We start from the raw sequence: 25,737 nt of genomic DNA on the forward strand, positions 1-25,737 counted from the left end.
GTATGGACCTGCTGTTTGGCGGAAGAAAAAGCCATGCACCTTAGAGTCCAGGGGCATGGCTTTTTTAAAATTCAAGTTTTGCGGTTTTTCCCGTGTGGTTCAATTAGATTCAGCTTTTGCGGTTTTCGTGATCGGTTCAATTTTCAAGTGTTCATTAAGCATCTGTGAGAGCTTTTCCCGCTCTTCATCAGGTACTTCAAAATAATAGACTCCATCCTTTTTCAAATTGTTTCCGCTTATTTGGATTCGTTCAAGGTTATTTCTCGTCTTTGAATAGTTTTCTTGGAGTTTTTTCATCTCGTTAAATGTTAAATTCGTTTTCATGTTGTTTCCGATAACCTCTAAAATACTTCGGTAGTTTGCCAGTGTTTTAACAGTTGCAGCTTCCTTAATAAATGCCTGGATGACTTTTTGTTGCCGTTCCTGGCGGCCGAAATCGCCCTTTGGGTCTAAATGGCGCATTTGCGTGAATTTAAGGGCTTCCGCTCCATTCAAATGCAACTGGCCTACAGGAAAGTGAAATTTGCCATATGAAAAATCCAGAGTGTTATTTACTGTTACGCCGCCAACGGCATCTACGAGTTCCTGAAAACCATTTGTGTTAACCGCGATGAAGTAATCGATTGGGACATTGAGGAAATGTTCAATCGTTTTAATGCTCATATCCACTCCACCGTATGTGTAGGCATGATTGATTTTATCCTCTACCCCTTTTCCGATGATTTTGGCATATGTATCACGGGGAATGCTCACAATTTTTATCGATTCTTCATCAGGGTTAACCGTTAGCAGCATGAGGGAATCGGGGCGTCCACGGTCTCCTTCACGCTGGTCTACCCCTAATAATAAGACCGAGAAGGGATCTTGTTTTGCTAAATCAATCTGCCGTTGATCATTTTTGGGCCTATCCAGGGGTTCATGTGTGTTTTTTAGTGTGGTGGCAATCGATTGATAGACAGAATACCCGTAGACGGCTGCTCCTGCGAATAACAGGAGAATGAGAATAAGCGTAATTCGAAAACCCTTTTTTCTTTTGTTCGTTTTTAGTGACTTGTTTTCTTTTTCCATTCTTACACTTCCTTTGATGCACTCTAGGTTCATTGTATCATTGGGGCCAACTTAACGTTATTCGACTAAATGACTAGTTCAACCCCAACATACCGAGAGTACCAACATTTCTAGGAAAATATCCCTGGGATAGAGGTCCTTTACATGATTAAAAATTTTTCCACTATATTAATTGCTTGTTAACTAATTGTTACGAAAGGATGATTCTTTTTTAAAAAGAGGTCTTTGGATCGGGGAAATGGTGTTTTTAGGGAATGAAAAGCTGATTAAACAAGGGAAGACAAGAGGTGTGTTACATAAGTACCAGTTTTGTTTTTTCAATAGAAATAAGTTGATTATTTTTGGGTCCTTTTGCCGAGCTGCTCTACCGTCATAATTAAAAATGAATAAATCAGCATATATCAAAGGATTGAACCCCAGTGGTACGGTTGATATGGCTAGAACGGAAAGCGAAGAATTGAGCAAAATGGAAAAATGACTTGAGGCAGGTAAATAAATGAAGAAAAGATTTCAATTTAAAAAGGATATAAATAGGAACATGGATGTAACTGGTGAACAAGGCGAGAAAGATTTCATTTTTAAGAGTGAATCAAGTAAACGCTGGAATGTCATGGTCTTTTTCTGTGCTTCCTTTGCCGCCCTGTTCGCGCTTGCGGTCTTTTTTTCCGGCCTTGGCCTTTATTTTAATCCAGTGATGCCAAAGCTGGAAACAAAGGTAGCCGATGAATTTAATGTTATTGCACCATCGGAAACAATGACGGCCACACAGCCTGTTTCAGCCAAACAAGATGTCAGTTTTTATCAAAACAAAGTCTCGTATAACAAAGATGTGTACGCCTTTTATGTGAATTGGGACAGCAACAGTGAACAATCGCTAAAGGATCATAGTGAAGAAATTGATGTATTAGTCCCGCAATGGCTAAGCCTGAATGAAGACCTTGGGGTGGAGAGCGATATCGATCCGGATATCGTAAAGCTTGCGAGGGAAAAGGGTATGAAAATTACCCCGTTGATTCATAACATACAGAATGGAAAATGGAACCGGGAAACGGTAACTACCCTGTTGAATTCGCCAGGGGAACGGGCGAAATTGATAAAAAACCTGCATGGCCTTATTAAAGAAAATGGATTTGATGGCATCAACATTGACTTTGAAAATTTGGATAGAAAAACCCGCGATCAATTGACCCAGTTTATGAAGGAACTGTACGAGGCATTCCATGCGGACGGGCTAACCGTCTCGATGGATGTCCCAGCTGCGAATCCAGCGTATGATTACCAGCAGCTTGAGAACCATGTGGACCAGTTGATTGTGATGGCCTACGATGAGAATGTCAACTCACCTGGCCCAATTGCTTCCACATCCTGGTTTCAAAGCGTTCTTGCAAAATTGCCTAAGGACAAGCTTATTGTAGCCCTGGGCAATTACGGCTATGACTGGGAGTGGGAAAGCCAGGAGCCGGGTGAAGCAGTTTCATTTGATGATATTACGAGGCTTGCTGGAAAAGCAGGCTTGACCATCCAGTGGGATGATATTAGCCAAAACCCGTACGTGAAATATACAAAAAGCGGTAAACTGCATGAAATATGGTTTCTTGACAGCGCAACCTTCTACAATCAGCTGAAACTATCCGAAGAGGCCGGTGCAAAAGGAGTCGCACTCTGGAGGCTCGGGGCAGAAGACCCCTCAGTGTGGGATATCCTTAAAGGAAACAAACTCCAAGAAATGCAAACGGTCAAAAATGGCGGGAATATTTTTAGCAAGGGAGATGGGAATGTATTCAGGGCCTCGGAGAGCAGGGAGGAAGGCAAGCGCAGCTTTTTGTTTAATGAGGCAGGTTTCATTACACATGAATCGTATATTTCCAATCCGAAGGCATATGAGTTTGAACGTTTAAGCAAAGCGGAAGGAAAGGAAATCGTTTTGACGTTTGATGATGGGCCTACCCCTGAATATACGGGGGAAATTCTGAGAATCTTGAAGGAACAAGGAATCCCGGCTACGTTCTTTTTGATTGGCAAAAATGCCGCCCTTCATCAGGACATCGTGAAACAAATGGTAAAGGATGGCCATGAGGTTGGCAGCCATACGTTTACACATCCAAACACAAAGGATTTATCCGAGGAAAAGCTGACTTTCGAGTTAAACAGCACCCAGCGAGTGATCCAGGGGATTACCGGCCATACTACCATGCTCTACCGTTCTCCTTTGGGAGATGAAGAGGCAAAGTATTTTCCTGATCATTTTGAACTGATGAAGAAAGCAACGGAATTGGGCTATATAACGGTTAACTATGATGTGGATTCAAGGGATTGGGAGCTACGGGACAGGGATGCGATTGTGGAGAATGTCCTGAAGCAGGCTTCCGGAGGCGACATCATTTTGCTTCATGACGGCGGCGGGGATAGGCAGGCGACGGTTGAAGCCCTGCCAATCATCATTGAACAATTGAAGGCAAAGGGATATACGTTTACAACAGTCAGTGAGTTGATGAGCCAAAATCAAAATAATGTCATGCCCGCTGTGGCGGATGTGGAAAAGCCGATTGTCCATAGCTCCAAACTCGTGCTTTTGGGTATAGCCCATTTTAAAACTGTAACAGTGGGGTTGCTAATCGGGATAATGCTTGTTCTCGCTCTTAGGCTTTTGATCTTAGGCTTTTTGGCTATAAAACATAAAAAGCAGGTACGGCGGGCTGGCTTTCATCAGGGAGGACCTTTCAATCCATTAGTGAGTGTTGTCATTCCCGCATTTAACGAAGAAAGAGTGATAAAGAAGACGATTGAGTCGATTATGAAAAGCGACTATCCCAATCTCGAAATTATAGTAGTCGATGACGGCTCAAAGGATAAAACATCCCTTACAGTTAGCGAGAATTTCTCCGAACATGAAAATGTCCATTTGGTACATAAAAAGAATGGCGGAAAAGCATCGGCCCTCAATGAAGGAGCGAAGACGGCGAAGGGGGAGATCCTGATCGCCGTGGATGCTGATACAAATGTCACCCCTGAAGCAATTTCATTCCTGGTGCGCCACTTTGAGGAAGGACAGATAGCGGCGGTATCAGGAAATGTTCGTGTCGGAAACAGGAGGAATTTGCTAACCATCTGGCAGCACATTGAATATGTCACCGGATTTAATATTGAAAAACGTGCTTTTGCCACGCAAAATTGTCTCACAGTTGTGCCAGGAGCCATTGGTGCCTGGAGGAAACAGGTGGTTGAAAAGCTTGGCTATTTTTCCGATGATACACTGGCTGAAGATACGGACATGACCTTGAAAATTCTTCGCGAAGGCTATAAAGTAACGGTTGAAGAAAAAGCGGTAGCCTACACCGAAGCGCCTAAAACGTTGCGTGATTTCCTTAAACAGCGTTTCAGGTGGACATTCGGGACATTGCAATGCTTCTGGAAGCATAAGAAAGCTTTTGCGGGAAGAAAACATAAATCGCTCGGATTCCTTGCAATGCCGAATATGCTGCTGTTCCAGTTTATTGTCCCATTTTTTGCACCAGTTATTGATGTGTTGTTTATCTGGAAACTCGCAACTGGCGAAGTAGGGGCATCCCTGCTTATTTTTGGGACGTATTTCTTAATCGACTTGATTGTCAGTTTAATTGCCTTTAAACTCGAGAAATTAAGTGCGAAACCGTTACTTAGCATGATTCTTCAAAGAATAGTTTATCGCTATTTATTGCTGTGGGTCACATGGAAAGCCCTGATGGTTGCGCTTAAAGGAACCCGGGTTGGCTGGGGGAAATTAAAGCGAAGCGGAGATTTGGCGCCTGAACGCGGGTTGTTTGGATGAGCAGGGAATGCCACTGTCGAAACGTTTAAAGACAAGACTATTAAATTTGCATATTTAAAGATTAAGACCGTTTCTCTAATTTGAAACGGTCTTAATCCGTTTAGAGGGGTAAGGCTGTTTTGATAGGGAATTTAAGTTCAGCTGATCTGGATGGCCGTGCTAAAAACCGAGTGCCTATCTGTGAAACAAAAACTGTGAAACAAGATTTTTCGGGTGGTGCCAGGCACTGTTCGTATAAAGTTGCATTTGTAATTTGGGGATTGGGTGTGCAAGAATAAGGTAAGGACATTGATTTTGGGAGCTGAATGATTTTGGATAAACAGACTGCTGAGTATTGGATTTCCCGCTTGGGGCTTGAGCCGCACGCAGAGGGTGGCTATTATAAGCAGACGTACATGTCGATGGAAGATGTGCCGGGGAAGGAGCGGGTGCTTTATACGAGCATTTACTTTTTGCTGCGAGACGGAGAGGTGTCGCATTTTCATCGGCTGAAGTCAGATGAGCTTTGGTATTTCCATGCCGGGGATTCGCTTTCGGTCCATATGATTCATGAGAATGGCGAGTATGAGGAAGTGCTGCTCGGCCTGGATTTGGAGAAAGGGGAGGTTCCCCAGCTGCTCGTTCCGAAGAATACGATTTTTGGATCGTCTGTTTCGCCGGAAGGAAATTATGCGCTTGTCGGCTGCATGGTATCTCCTGGATTTGAATACACGGACTTCGAGCTTTTCACCCAGGAGGAATTGGTGAAGGATTATCCGCAGCATCGGGAGATTATTGGGAAAATGGCGTATGAAACACTTCCTGAATAGGAGCAGCTGCGTTTTTTGGACTTGATTTATCGTGCGAAATATGCCCATTGATACTTCTTTAAGAATTTATAAAAACAACATTGTTGATAACTCAAAAATTAGTTATTGTAATCCAGCTCCAGCGCCTAGCCCCTCGAGGTCTTAAGCCGGTTCCCTCCGGAGGGCAGGCCCGTCCTGCGGGCCCCGTCTTAAGCTTGTCGGGGCTGAACAAGGCGCTTGCGCATCTTGTTCTTAAAAAAACTACAATAGAAAACGTGAGAGGATGAAGAGAATGGTGAATAGAAGGGAAGAAATTATCGGTTGGGGAAAAGCCATTTTGATTGCGATATTGTTAGCATTTTTGACTCGTACTTTTCTCCTGACGCCGATTGAGGTCGAGGGCGCTTCGATGGAACCGACCTTGCAGACCCATGAACGGATGATTGTCACGAAGATTGGTGAGCTAAAGCGGTTTGATATCGTGGTTTTCCATGCGAATGAGCGGGAAGATTACATAAAGCGGATCATTGGGCTGCCTGGGGACAGGATCGAGTATAAGAATGATAAGCTGTATGTGAATGGCAAGGCGTATGATGAGCCGTACCTTGACGAGTTCAAAAAGGAGATTGCGGGTGGTACGCTGACTGATTCGTTCAAGCTAGAGGAAACGGCTGTTGGCGAATCGATCGTTCCAAAGGGCCATTTATTCGTTTTGGGTGATAACAGGAGATACAGCAAGGATAGCCGCCATATCGGGGCGATTCCGGTTGAAGATGTGGTCGGAACCACGAAGGTTGTGTACTGGCCGTTAAAGGAAATCAGGATTATCAAGGAATAATTGCATGTTTAAAGCTGCCGGTTTGGCGGCTTTTTTATTTGGACCTTGCGTGTGGTCTGAAACGGGGAGCACGCTTTTATGTTTGGATAGTCCCTTGTTTGCTTGGAGGTTGGGAAAATTTTGAGCGGGTTGGCCCGTTGCTTTGTTTGCCCTTTGAAAAATCTTTTTAAAATTTTCGGAAAAATGATATTATGGGGGAAATTGGAAGGAAAAAGGTGAGCTAATGGGTTCTTGGAGAAACCCGATTCTGTTGTTGACAGGGATAGGCATTTCGTATTTGGGCAGCTGGCTATATCTTGTCGCGCTGAATATTTCTATCCTTGATTTAACGGGGTCGGCCGCAGCGGTCGCTGGCTTGTATATTATCAGGCCAATTGCGGTATTAATTACGAATACTTGGTCGGGAAGTGTAATCGACCGGGCAAATAAACGAAAGCTGATGATTGCGACCGATGTCATTCGGGGATTGCTTGTATTCATTATCCCTTTTACAGATTCGCTCTGGCTGATATATTTTATCATGCTTCTGATCAATATCGCCGGGGCATTCTTCGGGCCAAGTTCAACTGTGTATATTACAAAATTGGTTCCTGAAGAAAACCGGAAACGGTTCAATTCGATTATGAGCATGACCGCTTCAGGCGCGTTTTTGCTCGGGCCGGCCATCGCAGGAATGCTTATTATGGTGGCGGGTACGGAAATTTGCATCATCATCAACGCGATTTCGTTCATTATTTGCGCATTCTTTATTTACCTGCTCCCGAATGTTGATAAGGCAAGTGCGGAGGGAAGGGAGCCAATCCGCCTGAAAACCTTGGTGGAGGATTGGAAAGCGGTCCGGAATTTTGTTGTTGGTGCCAAATTCTTTATTGTCGTATATTTGCTTTACCAGAGTGCGACATTGATTGGGTTCGCCCTCGACCCGCAGGAAGTAACGTTTATTAAAAAAATCCTTGGCTTGTCGACCAGGGATTACGGGTTAATTGTAAGCATTACAGGAATTGGGGCGCTGGCAGGCTCGTCTGTCGCCGCGATGGTATCGAAGAAAATCCCTCTGAAATTTTATCTCGGCGGTGGAATGCTTCTTTCGTCGGTAGGCTATTTGGCTTTCTACTCATCATTTAATTTTCTGACCGCTACTGCAGCTTTCGTTTTTCTCGGATTTTTCATGGCGTTCGCGACAACCGGCTATGCAACCTTTTTCCAGAACAAGGTGCCGGTCGAGCTGATGGGAAGGTTTGCGAGCGTGGCGGAAATGGCGCAGGGAGTCATTCAAATTGGGTTGACGCTGCTAGTCGGCTTTTTCGCGGAATGGTTCAGCCTCCAGTTTGTGTGCATCGTGTTCTCGATTGCCGGACTATTTTTATCGGCAAGCCTGTTTTCGGCCATTATTCTGCCTTCGAGGGCGGGCTATTTTAAAGAAAAGGCCCAGGGAGTTCCGAGTTAGGAGCAGCTATTTGTAAAAAAGAAATGAAGTGTGAAATAAAAAAAGTAGTGCACGCCGGCGTGGCAGCACTACTTTTTTAATTTTACAAAGAAGCGCCTTTATCCTTGTGCAAATAGTGCGAGACATCCGCGGCTTTGACGTTTTTGAAAACATTGATGACGAAGAGCAGGACGGCGAGGACTAGGATGTTCGGGAAGATTTGCAGCAGGATGATGAGTGATTCGTTTCCAAGAAGCAGGAAGGACAGGCCAAGCATGAATAAAGGCAATGAGATGTTATAAAGCCAGAAATGAAGTTTCGCCAGCTGTGTCTCGCCAGCTTTTGGAAAAAGGACATAGATGACGCCGAACAAAGCCATGGATGCCCAGCCTACTAGGTTAATATGGGCATGCGCCCCCGCTAGCCTATGATCGCCGATAATTTCCATCGTAATCCCCATTCCAACGCCAATCAAAAAGTAAAGAGCCGCAACTTTCAGGAAGAGAGTGCCGAATTTCACAGAAACCACCTCCTTATTAAGAATTGTTTACAGTTATAGTATACAAGATGAAGATAGTAAATATGAATGGCGCATTTTGAATATTCAGGCAATTCGAATCGACATTTTATGCAAAAAGTAAAATTGGCATCGGTTTGGGAGGAACCTGACGAGCGAAAATGAATAATTGGGACATTCAGATACGCTGGTGGTTCATTTATAAAGCCGGATGAACTTCTGACTCAATAGGGGCAAAAACCCAGAAAGCTGTCTGAAGCGGGTTGAACTTCTGACTCGATAGGCGCATAATTCCTGAAAGCTGTCAGAAGTAAGGTGGCCTTCTGACTCGATAGGGGAAAAAACCCGAAAAGCTGTCAAAGTCCAGCTCCAAAAAGAAACGGCCCGCTGCTCTAGCGGGCGCGTTTCTATCTATTGAACAAATTGATTAGCCAGCTTTGCGTTTTTGGCCTGCTTGGGGCCTGTTGTTTGCTTTCGCGTGCAATCTGTAGGGCACGATTCACATCAATCATTCCGCTTCCATATTGCGCGTCCCTTCCACGGATCCCAAGGTCGGCCGCGGATTTTTTAATAATGCGGATGACTTCCTTGTTCGTCAGCTTCGGGTTTTCCGAGCGGACCAGGCCTGCCAGACCGGCGACATGCGGGGAGGCCATTGAGGTACCGGATAGCGCGGCATACTGTTTTTTGAAATACGTGCTTGGGATGTATACCCCCGGAGCGGCGACGTCCACGTAGGTTCCATGATTGGAAAATTCGGCGAGCCTGCTATCCTGGTCGACGGCGGAAACAGCAATCACTTCAGGATAGGAGGCTGGGTAGGTCGGCTGCCGTGTATTGTCGTTCCCTGCTGCAGCGACAATCACAACATCTTTTTTATTGGCATAATCAATCGCTTCCTTTAAAACCTGGGAATGCTGATAGTTGCCAAGGCTTAGATTAATCACCTTCGCTCCGTTGTCAACTGCCCAATAGACTCCCTTGGCGATGTCAGATGTCGTGCCATACCCTTTCTTGCCCATCGCCTTTACCGGCATGATTTTGTTGTACCACGTTATCCCTGCAACCCCCCGGCCGTTGTTTGTCTCAGAAGCAATGATACCGGCGACGTGGGTACCGTGGCCATTGTCATCATCGGGATTGCTATTATCGGCAAGGACATTGTAGCCTGCGACAAGCCTGTTTTTTAAATCGGGATGGTCCAAATCAACCCCCGTATCGACAATCGCGATTGTGACCTTTTTAGAGCCACGTGAAATCTCCCAGCCATTCTCAGTCCCAATTACAGGAAGATTCCATTGATATTGTTCACGGTAAAAAACATCGTTCGGAGTGGGGACGGCATTTTGCATGAGAATGTAATGATGTTCCGCGAACTCCACATCTTTTCTTTTTCCAAAATAATTAATTAGCTTTTCGGCGTTCATGGTCCTTGACTTGAAAATATAAGTTGAATTGAATTTTTTCACAAGTTCACCGTTAATTTCGGCATTGATTCGCGTAATTTCCTCCGGTGCCGGGTGGCCGGTAAAATCGACGACTACTTCATTGTCGACAAAATGGCTCGTATCCCGTTCGTTATGATAAATTTTCTGGATAGAAGGATTGGTATCAAGGTATCGTTTAGTCTCTCCGCCATTCCAGACGTTGTCATACTCGGTAATCCGCAGCCTGTGGCCGTCGCGCTGCTGAATCTGCTGTAGATTCTGGCTTAATTGGGGCCGGGATGCCCCTTGGCGGTTCGTGTCGCTTTTATCAAGAAATAACACGCCACCCGCCAGCACAGCTATCGCGACAACACCGCCTGCAAGAAGATATTTATTAAACATGGAACAATCACCCCAATTTTTCTTGTATATGTATAGGGTGCAATCAACCGGCAAATTTAACGAAGGAAATTAATGGGTTTTGAAGAGTTTTTTGAAAAAAGGATGTATGTTTTGGGGTATTCGGGTATGATTGTGGAAAGAAATGGGGGAAGTTACATGTTTCCGGTACTTGAGACAGACAGGCTTATTTTGCGTGAAATAGTCAAAGAAGATGCCGCGGCCATTTTTGCGTGCTTTTCAAACGAAGACGTTGTCCGGTTCTATGGGCAGGAGCGCCTTGAAACAGTTGAACAGGCAGAAGGATTCGTAGAGTTTTTTGCGAAAAATCTTCTCGAAAAAAGGGGCATCCGCTGGGGAATCGAGCTCAAAGGCGCGAATGGGTTGATTGGGACAATCGGCTTCAATGCCTGGAGCCCTAAGCACAAACGCGCGGAAATCGGCTATGAACTCCATCCCGGCCACTGGCGAAAAGGCTATGTGTCGGAAGCGTTGCAGAAGGTCATTTCCTACGGCTTTGAAGAGTTGGGATTAAACCGGATCGGAGCGGTTGTTTTCCTCGAAAATGAAGTATCAAGCAACCTGCTTCTGAAGGCCGGTTTCCAAAAAGAAGGGATATTGCGCGATTATATGATCCAAAATGGAACTTCCTATGATACATATGTGTATTCACTTTTAAAAAGAAATAGTTGACAGATTTTTCGGTTAACAGTAAGATAAGTAAAAGTTTTCCATAGTGAAACGCACTGATGAGGAGCAGTAGGGGATTTTTTATTGTCAGAGAGCTGCTGGCTGGTGAAAAGCAGTCAATTTGATTCCCGAACTCGCCTTTGAGCGGCCAGGCTGAATATCTTAGGCCTAGACGGTTAACTCCCGTAATCGAGTCTTGAGAAGGTTTGCATATATTTTGGCAAACCAAAAAGAGTGGTAACGCGGCAAAAGCTTGTCGTCTCTTTACGGGGCGGCGGGCTTTTTTTATTTTTCAAAAGAAAAAGGGGGAAGTGTGATGCAGGAGGATTGCTTCATTTGCAAAAAGCACAAGGGCCTTATTCAAACGGCCGGGGAAATGATTTATGAAGATGACTATGTGTACGTTGGCCATATCGATAGCGGCGGGAAGCCGAATTACCTTGGCCACATTATGATCGATTTAATAAGGCATGCGCAAACGCTTGCGGATATGGAGCCGGAAGAAGCGCAGGCGTTTGGGTTAATCATGTCGAGGGTGAGCAAGGGCTTGAAGGAGTGCGAAGGAGCCGAGCATATTTATGCGGTTGTTTCGGGAAATGCCGTACCGCATCTCCATATGCATCTTGTGCCAAGGTATCCCGGCACACCGGAAGAGTATTGGGGGCCATTTGCCGTGTATGACTCGCCAAACGCACGGATGGGGAACAACAACGATGTCATACGGGTTTGCCAGCGCATCCGGTCGTTTCTAGAAGATGGTGGCAAAAATGACTAGCGAAATCAGCTGGGTTGGTAGCGAGAAAGATTTTGTTGACGAAATCAGCGTTGAAACGGTTGGCCCGATTGTCCTCGGCCGGTTTGGCGGAAATTCTTCTGCGGGCCAGTATAAAAATGAGGATGGATGCATTGCTTGGACGGACGCGGAAAATGGCTATGAATTCGTTGTCCTTCTTGATGCACACAGCTCAGCCGACAGCGCGGAACTGGTTGTAAGTGAATTTGAAAAACGAAAGGAAGAGATAAAGGAGATTTTGCGGCTGCCGGTGAATAGGACTTTCAGGGATTTGGAAAAGCGGATTCTTACCATCTTTCAGGATAAGGATTTTAAAAAAAGATGCAGGGAGCTTCGGGGCGAAACAGCGTGCCTGATTGCAGTTCGTAAAGAGAATTTTCTTTTGTGGTTTTCAATTGGTGACTGCATCCTTTATTTGCATCATCCGCAACTGGCCGCGTTACAGGAGTTACAGCAGAACCATCGAAGTTTTTATGAGTGGGTAGGAAAAGTGAATTCGTTCGAGCTGCCTGTTCCTTGCTACAGCACAGGGTGCAAGGAACTTAGGAAAGGGACTAACCATATCCTTCTGACCACGGATGGACTGGTTGAATGCCAGGGCTCGGGATTTGATCAACCCGAAAATGTTTTTGTACCTTTCCGGAATGCTGCGAATGATGAAGGTGTGAGAAGGCTGTTAACGACAGTTCAGGAAAAAAATGTCCGCGACAGTACTACAATACTTTCCTGGCTGATTGAAAATGAGACAGATGCAAGCGAGCCAAGCGATTCAGTTAACAGAAGGGATGGTTAATTGATGAAAGCGATAATTTTTGATTTTGACGGAACCCTCGCCGATACACTGCCGATTTGCTATTTTGCATTTCAGTCGGTTTTCAAGGAATACGATGGCCTGGATTTAACTTCGGAGCAGATAAAGGCGATGTTCGGCCCATCTGAAACGGGCATCATCCGCGAAAACCTTCTGCACGGTAGACATGATGACGCAATCGAGTTATTTTACGAAAAATACAGAGAAAAACATGATGAGTTTGTTGAGAAGAATGAGGAGATAAGCAGCCTCTTAAAGCAGTTGAAGAGCGAAGGCTACAAATTGGGAATCGTGACCGGAAAGGCGAAGAGGAGCCTCGATATATCGCTTCAGTGCCTGGGGATGGAAGGAATGTTCGATGTGGAGATAACCGGGGATGATGTTGATATTCCCAAGCCCCATCCAGAGGGGATTCATAAGGCGTTGGCCGAACTTGGCGTTTCCCCGGCAGAAGCGATTTTCCTCGGGGACAGCGATGCCGACATCCTTGCTGGAAAGAAAGCGAACGTTCATACAATCGGTGTACAATGGCTTCCAAATTACCAATCGCTTGAGTTTTCAGTACAACCGGATGAGGTGTTTACGAGTTTTCGGGAATTGGTGAATTTATTAAAAAAGGGCTGATTGAATTGGGTGCTTTTAGAAAAGAGGGTAAGGTCTTAACACCTCCTTAATTGGCAAAAGAGAGCATTGAAATCACTTTAATGCTCTCTTAATTATGTTGGTTAACACAATAGTATTCAGCTATTTCCTTAACCCGATCCAAGGTAATTCCATTTCGGAATTCGACAGCTAAAGGATGATCGGTTGGTTCTAATTCAATGAATGGCCGAATGCCATCTGGCCTAAAATGGATCATTGCTTTTAAGTTTACCGTATCAGGGTAAATGGATAATTCGGTAGAAAGCCAACCAAACATTAGTTCCAATAGTTCTTGTTTATCCCAGTATTCTTTTACTCTATTGAAATTCGCTTCACTTAAGGAAACCCAAACACCCCAAATTAAATGTTCATCAGTCCCGAGGATAGGGACTTCTATACATCCACGAATAAAGAAATGTTCTTTCTCCATTACGCATAAGTCGTCGTCCAGTTCAAATTTATCTTCCCGTTCTTCAGGACCAAAATAATAGTAATAGACAGGAGCAGGATTTCCGTAACTTCGCGGAAGTTCTTCGTGATATTGACCGCAGCAACTACAAGTATATCCCTCAATTTTTGCCACTTAATTCACCACCATTATTTCTTCTTAGGAAAGATTATAGCATTTATTAGAATATCGGTGATTCAACAATAAAAATGACAGACCAAAATGTTTATTGGTCTGTCAATGGGATGGTTACTTATTTGTATTTTATCCTTAAGGAGTTTCTTTAGGTCTCTTTTGCTACAGTTTGAACTCTAGGTTAATTCTGTAGTTGATGTTTATTTTTCAAAACAGTTTTGTTAATGAAAGGAAGTACGTAGCGGTCAAGGCCGTATTTGCCAGCATTGGCGCCAGCGACAAGGATGATGAAGCCCATCAGGATGTCAGTAGGGTTGTGGCTTACTGTGCCTGCAAGCATGAAGCTAAAGTTCATCACAAGGCCGAAGAACATTGCCGCACTAGTGAGGCAGCCGAGGATCAGGCCAAGGCCGACAAGGAATTCACCCCAAGGGATCAGGACGTTGAACAATTCGACGTTCGGAATCGCGAAAGCGTTCAGGAAGTCAACATACCAGCCGTAGACGATTCCATCCGGGCCTTTGACCGGGTTGGCGGCAGCGCCTTTCAAGAATCCTGCAGCATCAAAACCTCCAGTGATTTTGCCCCAGCCGGCAGTCAGCCACATGTAGCCAAGATAGATACGTAAGACAGCGAGAANAACCGGGTTAGCGGCGGCGCCTTTCAAGAAGCCGGCAGCGTCAAATCCGCCAGTGATTTTGCCCCAGCCTGCAGTTAGCCACATGTAGCCAAGATAGATACGTAAGACAGCGAGAAGTCCGGCGGCGACATTATTTTTTCTTAAGAAAGAGTTAAACATGGATAATTCCCCTTTTCGTTAAAAATTTAATTATGTTGTTTACACTGTTATCATAATCGGATTTTTAACGTATCGGTAGGGGGTTTCCAGTTTATTCAACAATTCGACAAAGCTTCTTGACAAAGATGTGACATTGGTCACAATTGATTTCATAAAAGCGGAAATGAACGCCTATTAATCATGAAAAGAGAGGTTGGCCCCAGCCGTATGGGGGGTACAACAAGCACTAGTACAAAAACTGCCCGCTTAAAGATGGATGCAAGATCGTTGTAAACCAGTTTGACAACCAATAATGGGTTTTGTATAGTAGGGGCGAAGATGATGAATGGAGTGATTCTCTTGAATTCAAACTCAGAATTGGAAAATTTGGATCTTATAGATTTAATCAGCGAACGGCATAGCTTGCTCCGGAGCATCTTGGGAAAAGCCTGGAACGACAATAGCGAGATTTATATTTCCAATTCCGAATGGTATATAATGGCCAGGATTTATAAAAAACAGCCGACTATATCGTATGTGACCAAGAATGTGGAAATTTCCCGCCAGGCGATCCATAAGTTTATCAAAAACCTTTCGGCAAAAGGTTTAGTGGAAATTAGGAATGCAGAAAACAACAGGAAAGAGAAATGTATCCAGCTAACCCCGCTAGGTGAAGAATGCTACGAAAAAATCGTAGACCTTAAGGCCCGGCTTGTAAACAAAATTGCAGAGAACATCGGTGCGGAGAAGGTAGAGGAACTTAAAAATCTTTTAAAGCTCGATTGGAAGATATAATTCATTTAAAATAAGACAAAAAAAGAATGCCATGAAATTTACAAGGGCACTCTTTTTTTAGCTGATTGCTTAACCAACTGTATTACCATATCATGTACTTTTTCAACTGTAGTGTCCAGCGATATAGCCAATTCTTTAAATAAGACGTGTTGGATATGTTCCAGCAGCTTGCGGTCTGATTCGTAAAGTTTTTTACCATGAAGTTCAGCATCCAGCTTTTTTTGCATCAGTGTCTTTACAACTTTGGCAATTTCCTTTCGATTACCCGTATTTACGATATCGTTATATTGCCTATAACGAATATTAGGGTTTTCTATCCATTTAACTCCTGGATATTGGAATGATTCAAGGAGTTCATTCGCCTCCTCTTTACTCATAAGTTCCAGCATAGCCACTTTATCGTTATCCACGGGACTGCTTATCGTTAAGTGGCCAATACTGTCAATGGGATGCAGTACATAGTAAGTCTTAGTAATGCCTGACACTGTTTTTTCACAAATATCATCAACCTTGCAAATGCCATGTGCAGAATAGATCATAAAGTCTCCAATAGAAAACATTTGCTCACCTCGGAATATTTGTCAACTAAGTTTATAATATCAGAAAATGAACACATTGTCAACTTGGTTGACTTTAAAGGGATTTTTTGATATGGTTTCCAACTGGCTAGTATACCAACCAGAAATGAAAAAATGCCTGCTATTGAAACTCAATAAGCAGGCATTTTTTATAAACTATTCAAGTTGTGATTGGGTTAGCTTTTATTTCATAGTTAGGCTGATAACCTACTCTTGAAGCCTAGTTTCTTTTTTGAAAACAGTCTTGTTGATAAATGGAAGCACATAACGGTCGAGGCCGTATTTTCCAGCGTTTGCACCAGCGACAAGTATGATGAAGCCCATCAGGATGTCAGTTGGGTTGTGGCTAACAGTTCNAGCGGCAGCGACTTTGTTTTCTCTTAAGAATTTGTTAAACATGGATAATTCCCCATTTCGTTATTTATTTAAATATGTTGTTTACACTGTTATCATAATCCGATTTTTAACATATCGGTAGGGGTTTTCCAGTTTATTCAACAAATAGACAAAGCTTCTTGACGAAGGTGTGACAAACATCACAGTGGAACTGTTTTTATATTGATATGGGGATGAAAGTAGATCCAAATCGGCCGGACTCGTGCAAAGCTAAGTAAAGTGCGTGAGTCCGTTAGCGCCATTTAGACTGGAGGACCTGGCGGAGTAAATAAAAAAGGCCTTCCGGTTGGAAGAGCCTTTTCTTCATTATTTTAGTATCAGTTTACTCTTGAAGCCTAGCTTCTTTTTTGAAAACAGTCTTGTTGATGAAAGGAAGCACGTAGCGGTCAAGGCCGTATTTGCCAGCGTTGGCGCCAGCGACAAGGATGATGAAGCCCATCAGGATGTCAGTTGGGTTGTGGCTAACAGTTCCGGCAAGCATGAAGCTGAAGTTCATCACAAGGCCGAAGAACATTGCNTAAATTAACCTACTCTTGAAGCTGGGCTTCTTTTTTGAAAACAGTCTTGTTGATGAAAGGAAGCACGTAGCGGTCAAGGCCGTATTTTCCAGCGTTTGCACCAGCGACAAGTATGATGAAGCCCATCAGGATGTCAGTTGGGTTGTGGCTAACAGTTCCGGCAAGCATGAAGCTGAAGTTCATCAAAAGGCCGAAGAACATTGCCGCACTAGTGAGGCAGCCGAGAATGAGCCCAAGGCCGACCAGGAATTCACCCCAAGGAATCAGGACGTTGAACAGTTCGACGTTTGGAAGGGCGAAAGCGTTCAGGAAGTCAACATACCAGCCGTAGACGATTCCGTCCGGGCCTTTGACCGGGTTGGCGGCGGCGCCTTTCAGGAATCCTGCGGCGTCAAAGCCTCCAGTAATTTTGCCCCAGCCAGCAGTCAGCCACATGTAGCCAAGATAGATACGTAAGACAGCGAGAAGTGCTGCTGCGATTTTGTTTTCCCTTAAGAAATTATTAAACATGGATAATTCCCCTTTTCTTAAAAAATTTAATTATGTTGTTTACACTGTTATCATAATCCGGTTTCCAACGTATCGGTAGGGGGTTTCCAGTTTATTCAACAATTAGACAAAGCTTCTTGACGAAGGTGTGACAAACATCACAGTGGGGCTGTTTTTATTCTGGTATGGGGATGAAAGTAGATCCGATGCTGCAGGACTCGTGTAAAACTAAGCTAAGCAAAGCGTGTGAGTGCGTTAGCGCCGTTTAAACTGGAGGAGCCTGGCGGAGTAAATAAAAGAGGCCCTTCCGGTTGGAAGAGCCTTTCTTCATTATATTAAATTAACCTACTCTTGAAGCTGGGCTTCTTTTTTGAAAACAGTCTTGTTGATGAAAGGAAGCACGTAGCGGTCAAGGCCGTATTTTCCAGCGTTTGCACCAGCGGCAAGGATGATGAAGCCCATCAGGATGTCAGTTGGGTTGTGGCTAACAGTTCCGGCAAGCATGAAACTGAAGTTCATCACAAGGCCGAAGAACATTGCGGCACTAGTGAGGCATCCGAGAATGAGGCCAAGGCCGACCAGGAATTCACCCCAAGGAATCAGGACGTTGAACAGTTCGACGTTTGGAAGGGCGAAAGCGTTCAGGAAGTCAACATACCAGCCGTAGACGATTCCGTCCGGGCCTTTGACCGGGTTGGCGGCGGCGCCTTTCAGGAATCCTGCGGCGTCAAAGCCTCCAGTAATTTTGCCCCAGCCAGCAGTCAGCCACATGTAGCCAAGATAGATACGTAAGACAGCGAGAAGTGCTGCTGCGATTTTGTTTTCCCTTAAGAAATTATTAAACATGGATAATTCCCCTTTTCTTAAAAAATTTAATTATGTTGTTTACACTGTTATCATAATCCGGTTTCCAACGTATCGGTAGGGGGTTTCCAGTTTATTCAACAATTAGACAAAGCTTCTTGACGAAGGTGTGACAAACATCACAGTGGGGCTGTTTTTATTCTGGTATGGGGATGAAAGTAGATCCGATGCTGCAGGACTCGTGTAAAACTAAGCTAAGCAAAGCGTGTGAGTGCGTTAGCGCCGTTTAAACTGGAGGAGCCTGGCGGAGTAAATAAAAGAGGCCCTTCCGGTTGGAAGAGCCTTTCTTCATTATATTAAATTAACCTACTCTTGAAGCTGGGCTTCTTTTTTGAAAACAGTCTTGTTGATGAAAGGAAGCACGTAGCGGTCAAGGCCGTATTTTCCAGCGTTTGCACCAGCGGCAAGGATGATGAAGCCCATCAGGATGTCAGTTGGGTTGTGGCTAACAGTTCCGGCAAGCATGAAACTGAAGTTCATCACAAGGCCGAAGAACATTGCGGCACTAGTGAGGCATCCGAGAATGAGGCCAAGGCCGACCAGGAATTCACCCCAAGGAATCAGGACGTTGAACAGTTCGACGTTTGGAAGGGCGAAAGCGTTCAGGAAGTCAACATACCAGCCGTAGACGATTCCGTCCGGGCCTTTGACCGGGTTGGCGGCGGCGCCTTTCAGGAATCCTGCGGCGTCAAAGCCTCCAGTAATTTTGCCGAAACCGGCAGTCAGCCACATGTAGCCAAGATAGACACGTAAGACAGCGAGAAGTGCTGCTGCAATTTTGTTTTCCCTTAAGAAATTATTAAACATGGATAATTCCCCTTTTCTTAAAAAATTTAATTATGTTGTTTACACTGTTATCATAATCCGGTTTCCAACGTATCGGTAGGGGGTTTCCAGTTTATTCAACAATTAGACAAAGCTTCTTGACGAAGGTGTGACAAACATCACAGTGGGGCTGTTTTTATTCTGGTATGGGGATGAAAGTAGATCCGATGCTGCAGGACTCGTGTAAAACTAAGCTAAGCAAAGCGTGTGAGTGCGTTAGCGCCGTTTAAACTGGAGGAGCCTGGCGGAGTAAATAAAAGAGGCCCTTCCGGTTGGAAGAGCCTTTCTTCATTATATTAAATTAACCTACTCTTGAAGCTGGGCTTCTTTTTTGAAAACAGTCTTGTTGATGAAAGGAAGCACGTAGCGGTCAAGGCCGTATTTTCCAGCGTTTGCACCAGCGGCAAGGATGATGAAGCCCATCAGGATGTCAGTTGGGTTGTGGCTAACAGTTCCGGCAAGCATGAAACTGAAGTTCATCACAAGGCCGAAGAACATTGCGGCACTAGTGAGGCATCCGAGAATGAGGCCAAGGCCGACCAGGAATTCACCCCAAGGAATCAGGACGTTGAACAGTTCGACGTTTGGAAGGGCGAAAGCGTTCAGGAAGTCAACATACCAGCCGTAGACGATTCCGTCCGGGCCTTTGACCGGGTTGGCGGCGGCGCCTTTCAGGAATCCTGCGGCGTCAAAGCCTCCAGTAATTTTGCCGAAACCGGCAGTCAGCCACATGTAGCCAAGATAGACACGTAAGACAGCGAGAAGTGCTGCTGCAATTTTGTTTTCCCTTAAGAAATTATTAAACATGGATAATTCCCCTTTTCTTAAAAAATTTAATTATGTTGTTTACACTGTTATCATAATCCGGTTTCCAACGTATCGGTAGGGGGTTTCCAGTTTATTCAACAATTAGACAAAGCTTCTTGACGAAGATGTGACAATGGTCACAAATCGAGAGGGGAATGTCCAAAACCAAGCCGAATGGATGAACACAAAAAGGCCGCAATCCGGGATTGCGGCCACACTATTTTTACAATGAAAAAAGCCTCTACCGGCTCGGGTACAGGCTTTCTCCATCCCCCTCTGTAGGGGAATTTGAGGAGTGAGACTTGCCCTATTCAGCAGTCAAACCCTGCCCCAATTTAGCAGCTACTGCTAAATATACCGTTGGCGAACACTTGCCGTCGCCCGAGAAAGCAAATCTTTCTCCAAAGTAGGCAATCACAACAACAGTCCGATAACCGATCCACATTAACATTCGTCAATGTACTGTTACCATCAACCTTCACATTTCCCGGTTATCCCTGTCCTGTGACGCTACATTACCTCTATACCCGGGAGGAAACCGCTTTAAACCACTTTATTAAAAAAATCTCGTAAAATGCGGTAATGATTTCCCCTTTAAAGTTTGTCCCAGGCATATGTAAGGAGTTTCGCTTTTCCGCCTGCGACTTCAATAACGTTTTCATCGAGGCGTCTTGCCCCAAGGGCTTCGTAGAACCTGCATGCCGCATTGTCCTCAAGCACTTTCACGATTGCACTCGTGAAGCCTTGCTGCCTGAACTCGTCAAGGAGCTGGTTAAGAAGCTGTTTTCCAAAACCTTTACCCTGATGCTTTTCATAAAAGTAAATTGATGTAACATCGCCGTCGTAGCCGGGGTATTCGCCTTCCTTTACAGGCGACCCATCCGCGAAGCCGACGATTTCTCCACCCAATTCTGCGACCAGGACGATACTCTCTACACGCGGAATGTTATTAAGCCACAATTCCTTCCGTTTCTCCACACTCAGCCTTTGCAAAAATCCTTCGTCCATAATGCCTTTATAAGTTGTTTGCCAGCTCTCGACGTGAACCTTTGCGATAGCTTCGGCATCCTCGACAGTTGCTTTTCGAATTGTGATATCCATATGTACCCCCATGAATGCCTAGTCGCCCCCAATCCTCGGTTCAATCACCGCTTCCGGTGCAAACCATGCCGAAACCCTGTCAGAAAGGGTCCACGCGTACCATACGAGTTCAAGCGATGCATTTACTGTTACCTCTTGTGAAACCAATAAATTGTTGGAAGCAGTTTCAACACAATCCCTCCAAATGAAATTTCCTGTTATAAATAGTAACATGGGAGTTATATACATTTAAAGAAAATTCAGACTAGTAGGGCTGGGAATGAATGATAATAGGTTCAAAGTGAACCTGAATTAAAAGATTGTGAGATGACAGGCCTTAATAAGAAACATATAGGCGGTGAGTGTTATGCAGGAAAGTGCTGTGAAAAAGATTCGCATCATAGGCTCTGTTGGAAGCGGGAAGACGACATTGGCGCGCAAGCTTTCTGAGGAATGGAATATCCCTTATTATGAACTGGACAATGTTGTATGGGAAAGGAATCCAGTTGGGGACAGAAGAAGAACTGAAGAAGAACGGGCGGAATACCTGGATGCTATTTTGAAGTCAGAGGCCTGGATTATTGAAGGCGTACATAATGAAGAATGGACAGCAGGGAGCTTTAGGGAGGCGGATGCTATTGTATTCCTCGACCCCGCATACTCAGTCAGGACATACCGGATTATCAAGAGATTCATAATGCAAAAACTTGGCCGCGAAAAGGCAGATTATAAAGTTACATACGAAATCTTCCTTAAAATGTTCAAATGGAACAAGTTTTTTGAGCAGAACGGGAAGCCGAATTTCTTTAAAAAGTACTCTATATATAAGGATAAAGTTATCGTAATCAAGAATAGAAACCAGCTGGAAGAGTTTATAGAGAAATGAAGACAGTTTTGAACTGGAAATCCTTGTGAAACTGTCTTCGTCGGGATTATGAAGACAGTTTTGAGTTCGCAACCCATGTGAAACTGTCTTCATGGGGTTTATGAAGACAGTTTTGAGCTAGAAATCAATGTGAAAGTGTCTTCATCGGGGTTTATGAAACCAGTTTTGAACACGAAACCTATGCGAAAATGTCGTCATTTATTATAAAAAACTACTCAAGCTTTTCCATAAGCAGGTCTTTGTGAGCACGTGATAATTTCAGCAATGGAAATTCACCCTTACTAAGTAACGATTTGAGATTCTCCGCTTCTGTCCAGGCCAGATCGTATTGATCTTTATTAATAAACCCTTTCGCCAAGGCTTCATCAAGTTCATCGGCATCTTTCAGAATTACTTCGCCGGATGGAAAAACGATGAGATCCAAATAGAGGTCATCGTAGAATGGCACTCCATTTTCAGCCGCATTTTGGAGGCAGATGTCAATGTACCACTGGACAACTTCACCGGAGGAATTGAACATCGTTGTAGCGGCATGGTTTTTTTCCTCAGGAAACTGCTGGAGCCAGAAGTAGCCGTTGTCTACAATGCATACCCGACCTGTTTCATAGTCGACTATAAGGGGGGCGGCCACTTCTACCGTATGAAGCAGAGTGACATAGCCTTTGAACTCCCGTGTATCCAAATAAGTTTGCGAATATCTACTTTTAGTGATGCGTTTCCATCCCGGCCGATTTCCGAACACTCGCTTTTGCATTTTTTCCCCCTGAAAAGTTTTACCTAATTATAGCATTGAAATGGTATTATTATAGATATATTTTCCAATCTACAGACCTTCAAATCAAAGAGGTGAGAGCAATCAATGGCGATACGAATAATGAACCCTGAGGATACAAAGCAGGTGCAGTATGTTGCCAAAACGAGCTGGAATGCGACTTACGAAGGGATAATCCCCCAAGAGATCCGGGAACGATTCTTAAGTACCGCATACAATGACGATAGGATGAAACAGCGGATGGAACGCTCTTTGATGCTGGTTGCCGTTGAGGATGGCAAAGTTGCGGGTTTTGCGAATTTCTCGCCTGTAAGGGATGGTGGAAAGGCGGAGCTTTATGCGATCTACCTTCTGCCTGAGGTTCAGGGAAAGGGAATCGGGACCGCGCTTTTGAATGAAGGAATCGCAAAGTTGGACGGAGTTAAAGAAATATACATAAATGTAGAACGCGAAAACGCCATCGGCAAGGCTTTTTATGAAGCGAAAGGCTTTAAGGTGGTAGAGGAATTGGAAGAAGATTTCGAGGGCCATATTCTGAAAACGATTCGGATGGTGCTGGAAGTTTAATAGGGGGAAGCTATGTTTTTAAAAAATGTAGAAATTAACAATGAAACGTTACGCTACTGGATGGAAAATAATTTTCCGAAAAGTGACCTGTTTTTCTTTACGAAGGAAGATCAATTAATTATTGAAGCGTTAGGCCCGAATGTGATGGCCATCCCGGTAAAAGAATTTTTCCCTGACTCGTTCTTCAATGATTTTAATACATTGAATATATATCAGTTGTGGCAAATCGATCGACAGGAGGCGGCGTTCGCTTGTGTCGCGCATCCGGGAGCGATCGCCTCGGTCAACAGCGAACTCCGGAAAAGAATTTTTCAAATTCAGAAGAAGCTGAACAGGGGACTGCTTTTCGAGTGGGGGTTGATTGAGCCATTCTTAAATGGACATGGAATGGAAGAGTTGCTTGAAATGCTGGCCCCATATGTTTTTGAATATGAGTCCAAGCAATACCTCGCTCTTCAGGCAGGAGTATGGACGGAGCTATCCACGGAATTTAAGCAGGCTTTTCTTGTCGGCATGGCCGGCCAATTCATCGATAATGTTGACATTAGCGAGGACCAAATAAACGAGTTTCGAATCGGATACCCGCATATCGCCCCGTATATCAATACGTTTTCGGCTGCAAACGGGGCAAACTGCCTCGCCGCTGTCCTTGCGGCGGTTGCGGGCGGCTCGGCCGAAACGGAATGGTTGATTTCGAAGTGGGTCGGCGGGCACGTTTTTGAGAATGGTTTGAAAGCAAATCATTATTATCACGAAGAGGGGGGCAGTGAAAACCTGCTGCCTGGGGATGTTTTTGTCTGGAAAAATTCAAATGGCATCCAGCATGCAGCCTACCATTTAAGGGACGGGTTTTTCTTCAACAAACACGGCCAGACGTTCATGAATCCGTGGCAAATCATTACGAAGGAAAAGCTGATTGATGTATGGGGCGAAGTGGGATTATGTGTATACAGGCAAAAGCCCCTTCAGGAAAATAAATCGGAAAAGAACTTCAGGAAAAATGAAAACAAGCAAGTTCACAAAGCTATACAAGAAGTATGAGCGGGCAATAAAAAAGATTTTGGAGATGTTTTTTACAAGACGGTAGGTGGGTGAAAAGGTTATGAAAGCAAACCCGGTTGAAGATGCTTTGAAGTTCATAAATGCCAAATACCCAAGCTGCAATGCTGCATTGCTTGCGGGCAGTGTGGTCCGGGGGGAGGCAAACGACACCTCAGATCTTGACATCGTCGTTTTTGACGGCAATCTCTTCGCTCCCTACAGGGAATCTTTAATAGATAACGGCTGGCCAATTGAACTGTTTGTGCATAACCTCACCTCATATAAGGATTTCTTTAAATCAGACATAGAGCGGGGAGTGCCTTCGCTCGTCAGAATGGTTTCTGATGGCATCGTCCTAAAGGGCCCGGACATAATCGCCCCTATAAAAGAAGAAGCGAAAAAACTTATGGAAAAAGGGCCGGAAGAATGGACAGAGGATTTGATCGTAACAAAACGTTACTTTTTAACCGACGCATTGGAGGATTTCATTGGCAGCACAAACAGGGCGGAATCCATTTTCATCGCATTGACTTTGGCAAATTTGGCGAGTGAATTTGTTTTGCGGGTAAACCGGAAATGGATAGGCAAATCAAAATGGATTGTCCGTTCCCTTAGGGAGTACGATGAGAAATTTGCGGAACGTTTCACCGAGGCATTCGACTGTTTTTACAAAACCGATCAGAAAGATAAGATTATCGAACTTGTTGACGGGATTATGGAACCATATGGCGGGCGTTTATTTGAAGGTTTTAGCCTTGGGAAAATTCCAGGCCTTTAATAGAGGGAGAGTGGCGGTTTGAGCAAGATTGGGTTGATTCGAGAGGCAGAGAAGATGTATCACGACTTTTGCTATGAAAACTATAAACTATTCGAACAGGGTTCCTGGCTTCATAAGCCAGTTCAAACCGTAATGGAATTAATTCCTTTTATAAAAGAAAAACAAAATTGTCGAGTTCTTGATTTAGGGTGCGGGGTGGGCAGGAACAGTATCCCGATAGCAGAGGAAATAAAAGAAACAAATGGCAAGGTCATCTGTGTCGATCTCTTGCCATCCGCAATAGAGAAATTAGATGCGTACCGAAAAGAGTTCAATGTCGAGAGTGTAATTGAACTGGAACAGGCGGATATTGCCGATTATCAAATAAAAACGGGAGGCTTTGACCTGGTCGTAGCTGTCTCAAGCCTAGAGCATGTTTCATCCGAGGGAAAGCTAGATAAAGTATTTAAAAACATGGCCTATGGAACGAAAAGCGGCGGCATCAACTGTATTATCATAAACTCGCAGGTGAGAGAACGAGATTTAAACACCGGTGAGGAACTGGATGCCATGATGGAAGTCAACCTTACCACCGAGGAAATGGAGAAAAAACTGAAATTAAACTATGAGGGTTGGGATGTTTTAAAGCATCTTGTAAAACCTCTCGAGTACACCATCGTACGCGGTGATAGAGAAGTGCTTTTAACCACAAATGCGGTGACGTTTGTTGTAAGAAAAGGGTAGAAGAATGTTTGTTATAAGTTTTTTTAAAAGAATAAGGGGCACCCATTCGG

The 25,737-nt window shown here is 44.4% G+C and carries 26 protein-coding genes, 1 pseudogene and 1 other annotated feature; of the genes and pseudogenes, 14 read left to right on the forward strand and 13 right to left on the reverse strand.

Annotated features, from left to right (window positions below; all coding sequences use genetic code 11):
- Window positions 1-99 precede the first annotated feature (99 nt).
- The gene (locus RB160_RS17470; RefSeq protein ID WP_316571714.1) at window positions 100-1,068 is read right to left on the reverse strand and encodes an LCP family glycopolymer transferase; all 969 of its coding nucleotides are present in this window, start codon (window positions 1,066-1,068) and stop codon (window positions 100-102) included.
- Between the two features lie 496 nt (window positions 1,069-1,564).
- On the opposite strand from RB160_RS17470, the gene RB160_RS17475 reads away from it, so the two are divergent.
- From RB160_RS17475 to RB160_RS17490, 4 genes are all read left to right on the forward strand, one after another.
- A complete protein-coding gene (locus tag RB160_RS17475) occupies window positions 1,565-4,876 on the forward strand; it encodes a trifunctional glycoside hydrolase family 18/polysaccharide deacetylase/glycosyltransferase family 2 protein (protein ID WP_316571715.1) in 3,312 nt (1,103 codons plus the stop codon).
- A gap of 305 nt (window positions 4,877-5,181) precedes the next feature.
- On the forward strand, window positions 5,182-5,685 hold the full coding sequence (locus RB160_RS17480) for a cupin domain-containing protein (protein WP_316571716.1): 504 nt from the start codon (window positions 5,182-5,184) through the stop codon (window positions 5,683-5,685).
- A 271-nt stretch (window positions 5,686-5,956) separates the two neighbouring features.
- Window positions 5,957-6,502, forward strand: coding sequence for a signal peptidase I (gene lepB / locus RB160_RS17485; RefSeq protein WP_316571717.1), 546 nt, complete (start codon window positions 5,957-5,959; stop codon window positions 6,500-6,502).
- Window positions 6,503-6,725: 223 nt separating this feature from the next.
- A complete protein-coding gene (locus tag RB160_RS17490; protein ID WP_316571718.1) occupies window positions 6,726-7,949 on the forward strand; it encodes an MFS transporter in 1,224 nt (407 codons plus the stop codon).
- Between the two features lie 82 nt (window positions 7,950-8,031).
- On the opposite strand, the gene RB160_RS17495 is transcribed toward RB160_RS17490, so the two are convergent.
- Both RB160_RS17495 and RB160_RS17500 read right to left on the reverse strand, forming a co-directional pair.
- The gene (locus tag RB160_RS17495; RefSeq protein ID WP_316571719.1) at window positions 8,032-8,448 is read right to left on the reverse strand and encodes a cytochrome-c oxidase; all 417 of its coding nucleotides are present in this window, start codon (window positions 8,446-8,448) and stop codon (window positions 8,032-8,034) included.
- A 404-nt stretch (window positions 8,449-8,852) separates the two neighbouring features.
- Window positions 8,853-10,274: a S8 family peptidase gene (locus tag RB160_RS17500; protein ID WP_316571720.1), complete on the reverse strand. Its 1,422-nt coding sequence runs from the start codon at window positions 10,272-10,274 to the stop codon at window positions 8,853-8,855.
- A gap of 156 nt (window positions 10,275-10,430) precedes the next feature.
- Between RB160_RS17500 and RB160_RS17505 the strand changes: the two genes are divergently transcribed.
- From RB160_RS17505 to RB160_RS17520, 4 genes are all read left to right on the forward strand, one after another.
- Window positions 10,431-10,964, forward strand: a complete 534-nt coding sequence (locus RB160_RS17505; protein ID WP_316571721.1) for a GNAT family N-acetyltransferase — start codon at window positions 10,431-10,433, stop codon at window positions 10,962-10,964.
- A 44-nt stretch (window positions 10,965-11,008) separates the two neighbouring features.
- Window positions 11,009-11,228, forward strand: a binding site (T-box leader).
- Between the two features lie 49 nt (window positions 11,229-11,277).
- The gene (locus RB160_RS17510) at window positions 11,278-11,736 is read left to right on the forward strand and encodes an HIT family protein (protein WP_316571722.1); all 459 of its coding nucleotides are present in this window, start codon (window positions 11,278-11,280) and stop codon (window positions 11,734-11,736) included.
- Window positions 11,729-12,547 carry a protein phosphatase 2C domain-containing protein gene (locus tag RB160_RS17515; RefSeq protein ID WP_316571723.1) on the forward strand — a complete coding sequence of 273 codons (819 nt, stop codon included), beginning with the start codon at window positions 11,729-11,731 and terminating at the stop codon, window positions 12,545-12,547. Before RB160_RS17510 ends, RB160_RS17515 begins: the two co-directional genes overlap by 8 nt.
- Window positions 12,548-13,189, forward strand: coding sequence for an HAD family hydrolase (locus RB160_RS17520; protein ID WP_316571724.1), 642 nt, complete (start codon window positions 12,548-12,550; stop codon window positions 13,187-13,189). It begins immediately after the preceding gene.
- A gap of 88 nt (window positions 13,190-13,277) precedes the next feature.
- Here RB160_RS17520 and RB160_RS17525 read toward each other — a convergent pair whose 3' ends face one another.
- Both RB160_RS17525 and RB160_RS17530 read right to left on the reverse strand, forming a co-directional pair.
- Entirely contained in the window at window positions 13,278-13,790 is a 513-nt protein-coding gene (locus RB160_RS17525; RefSeq protein ID WP_316571725.1) for a DUF2199 domain-containing protein, read from the reverse strand.
- A gap of 181 nt (window positions 13,791-13,971) precedes the next feature.
- A complete protein-coding gene (locus RB160_RS17530) occupies window positions 13,972-14,589 on the reverse strand; it encodes a DoxX family protein (protein WP_316571726.1) in 618 nt (205 codons plus the stop codon).
- A 321-nt stretch (window positions 14,590-14,910) separates the two neighbouring features.
- Here RB160_RS17530 and RB160_RS17535 point away from each other — a divergent pair, with 321 nt between their 5' ends.
- Window positions 14,911-15,363, forward strand: a complete 453-nt coding sequence (locus tag RB160_RS17535; protein WP_316571819.1) for a MarR family winged helix-turn-helix transcriptional regulator — start codon at window positions 14,911-14,913, stop codon at window positions 15,361-15,363.
- Window positions 15,364-15,401: 38 nt separating this feature from the next.
- On the opposite strand, the gene RB160_RS17540 is transcribed toward RB160_RS17535, so the two are convergent.
- The 7 genes and pseudogenes from RB160_RS17540 to RB160_RS17575 all read right to left on the reverse strand — a co-directional run bounded on the left by RB160_RS17540 (window position 15,402) and on the right by RB160_RS17575 (window position 20,941).
- Entirely contained in the window at window positions 15,402-15,923 is a 522-nt protein-coding gene (locus tag RB160_RS17540) for a CarD family transcriptional regulator (RefSeq protein WP_316571727.1), read from the reverse strand.
- A gap of 736 nt (window positions 15,924-16,659) precedes the next feature.
- Window positions 16,660-16,854 (reverse strand): annotated as a pseudogene (locus RB160_RS17550) (Crp/Fnr family transcriptional regulator); the annotation flags it as partial.
- Between the two features lie 10 nt (window positions 16,855-16,864).
- Window positions 16,865-17,365: a DoxX family protein gene (locus tag RB160_RS17555; protein WP_316571728.1), complete on the reverse strand. Its 501-nt coding sequence runs from the start codon at window positions 17,363-17,365 to the stop codon at window positions 16,865-16,867.
- 324 nt (window positions 17,366-17,689) lie between these two features.
- Window positions 17,690-18,190: a DoxX family protein gene (locus RB160_RS17560; protein WP_316571729.1), complete on the reverse strand. Its 501-nt coding sequence runs from the start codon at window positions 18,188-18,190 to the stop codon at window positions 17,690-17,692.
- 324 nt (window positions 18,191-18,514) lie between these two features.
- Window positions 18,515-19,015, reverse strand: a complete 501-nt coding sequence (locus RB160_RS17565) for a DoxX family membrane protein (protein ID WP_316571730.1) — start codon at window positions 19,013-19,015, stop codon at window positions 18,515-18,517.
- 324 nt (window positions 19,016-19,339) lie between these two features.
- Complete coding sequence (locus RB160_RS17570) at window positions 19,340-19,840, reverse strand: DoxX family membrane protein (RefSeq protein ID WP_316571730.1); 501 nt, start codon at window positions 19,838-19,840, stop codon at window positions 19,340-19,342.
- Between the two features lie 594 nt (window positions 19,841-20,434).
- Entirely contained in the window at window positions 20,435-20,941 is a 507-nt protein-coding gene (locus RB160_RS17575; RefSeq protein WP_316571731.1) for a GNAT family N-acetyltransferase, read from the reverse strand.
- 346 nt (window positions 20,942-21,287) lie between these two features.
- Here RB160_RS17575 and RB160_RS17580 point away from each other — a divergent pair, with 346 nt between their 5' ends.
- The gene (locus RB160_RS17580) at window positions 21,288-21,806 is read left to right on the forward strand and encodes an AAA family ATPase (RefSeq protein WP_316571732.1); all 519 of its coding nucleotides are present in this window, start codon (window positions 21,288-21,290) and stop codon (window positions 21,804-21,806) included.
- Window positions 21,807-22,017: 211 nt separating this feature from the next.
- Here the strand turns inward: RB160_RS17580 and RB160_RS17585 are convergent, their stop codons facing one another.
- Window positions 22,018-22,560, reverse strand: a complete 543-nt coding sequence (locus RB160_RS17585) for a ribonuclease FAU-1 family protein (protein ID WP_316571733.1) — start codon at window positions 22,558-22,560, stop codon at window positions 22,018-22,020.
- A gap of 105 nt (window positions 22,561-22,665) precedes the next feature.
- On the opposite strand from RB160_RS17585, the gene RB160_RS17590 reads away from it, so the two are divergent.
- The 4 genes from RB160_RS17590 (at window position 22,666) to RB160_RS17605 (ending at window position 25,687) form a co-directional block, all read left to right on the forward strand.
- Window positions 22,666-23,145 carry a GNAT family N-acetyltransferase gene (locus RB160_RS17590; protein WP_316571734.1) on the forward strand — a complete coding sequence of 160 codons (480 nt, stop codon included), beginning with the start codon at window positions 22,666-22,668 and terminating at the stop codon, window positions 23,143-23,145.
- A gap of 12 nt (window positions 23,146-23,157) precedes the next feature.
- The gene (locus RB160_RS17595) at window positions 23,158-24,186 is read left to right on the forward strand and encodes a hypothetical protein (protein WP_316571735.1); all 1,029 of its coding nucleotides are present in this window, start codon (window positions 23,158-23,160) and stop codon (window positions 24,184-24,186) included.
- A gap of 61 nt (window positions 24,187-24,247) precedes the next feature.
- The gene (locus RB160_RS17600; protein WP_316571736.1) at window positions 24,248-24,964 is read left to right on the forward strand and encodes a nucleotidyltransferase domain-containing protein; all 717 of its coding nucleotides are present in this window, start codon (window positions 24,248-24,250) and stop codon (window positions 24,962-24,964) included.
- A gap of 18 nt (window positions 24,965-24,982) precedes the next feature.
- On the forward strand, window positions 24,983-25,687 hold the full coding sequence (locus RB160_RS17605) for a class I SAM-dependent methyltransferase (protein WP_316571737.1): 705 nt from the start codon (window positions 24,983-24,985) through the stop codon (window positions 25,685-25,687).
- The last annotated feature ends 50 nt before the right edge of the window (window positions 25,688-25,737 follow it).

Source organism: Neobacillus sp. YIM B06451, assembly GCF_032667185.1.
Classification (GTDB): Bacteria; Bacillota; Bacilli; order Bacillales; family Cytobacillaceae; genus Bacillus_D.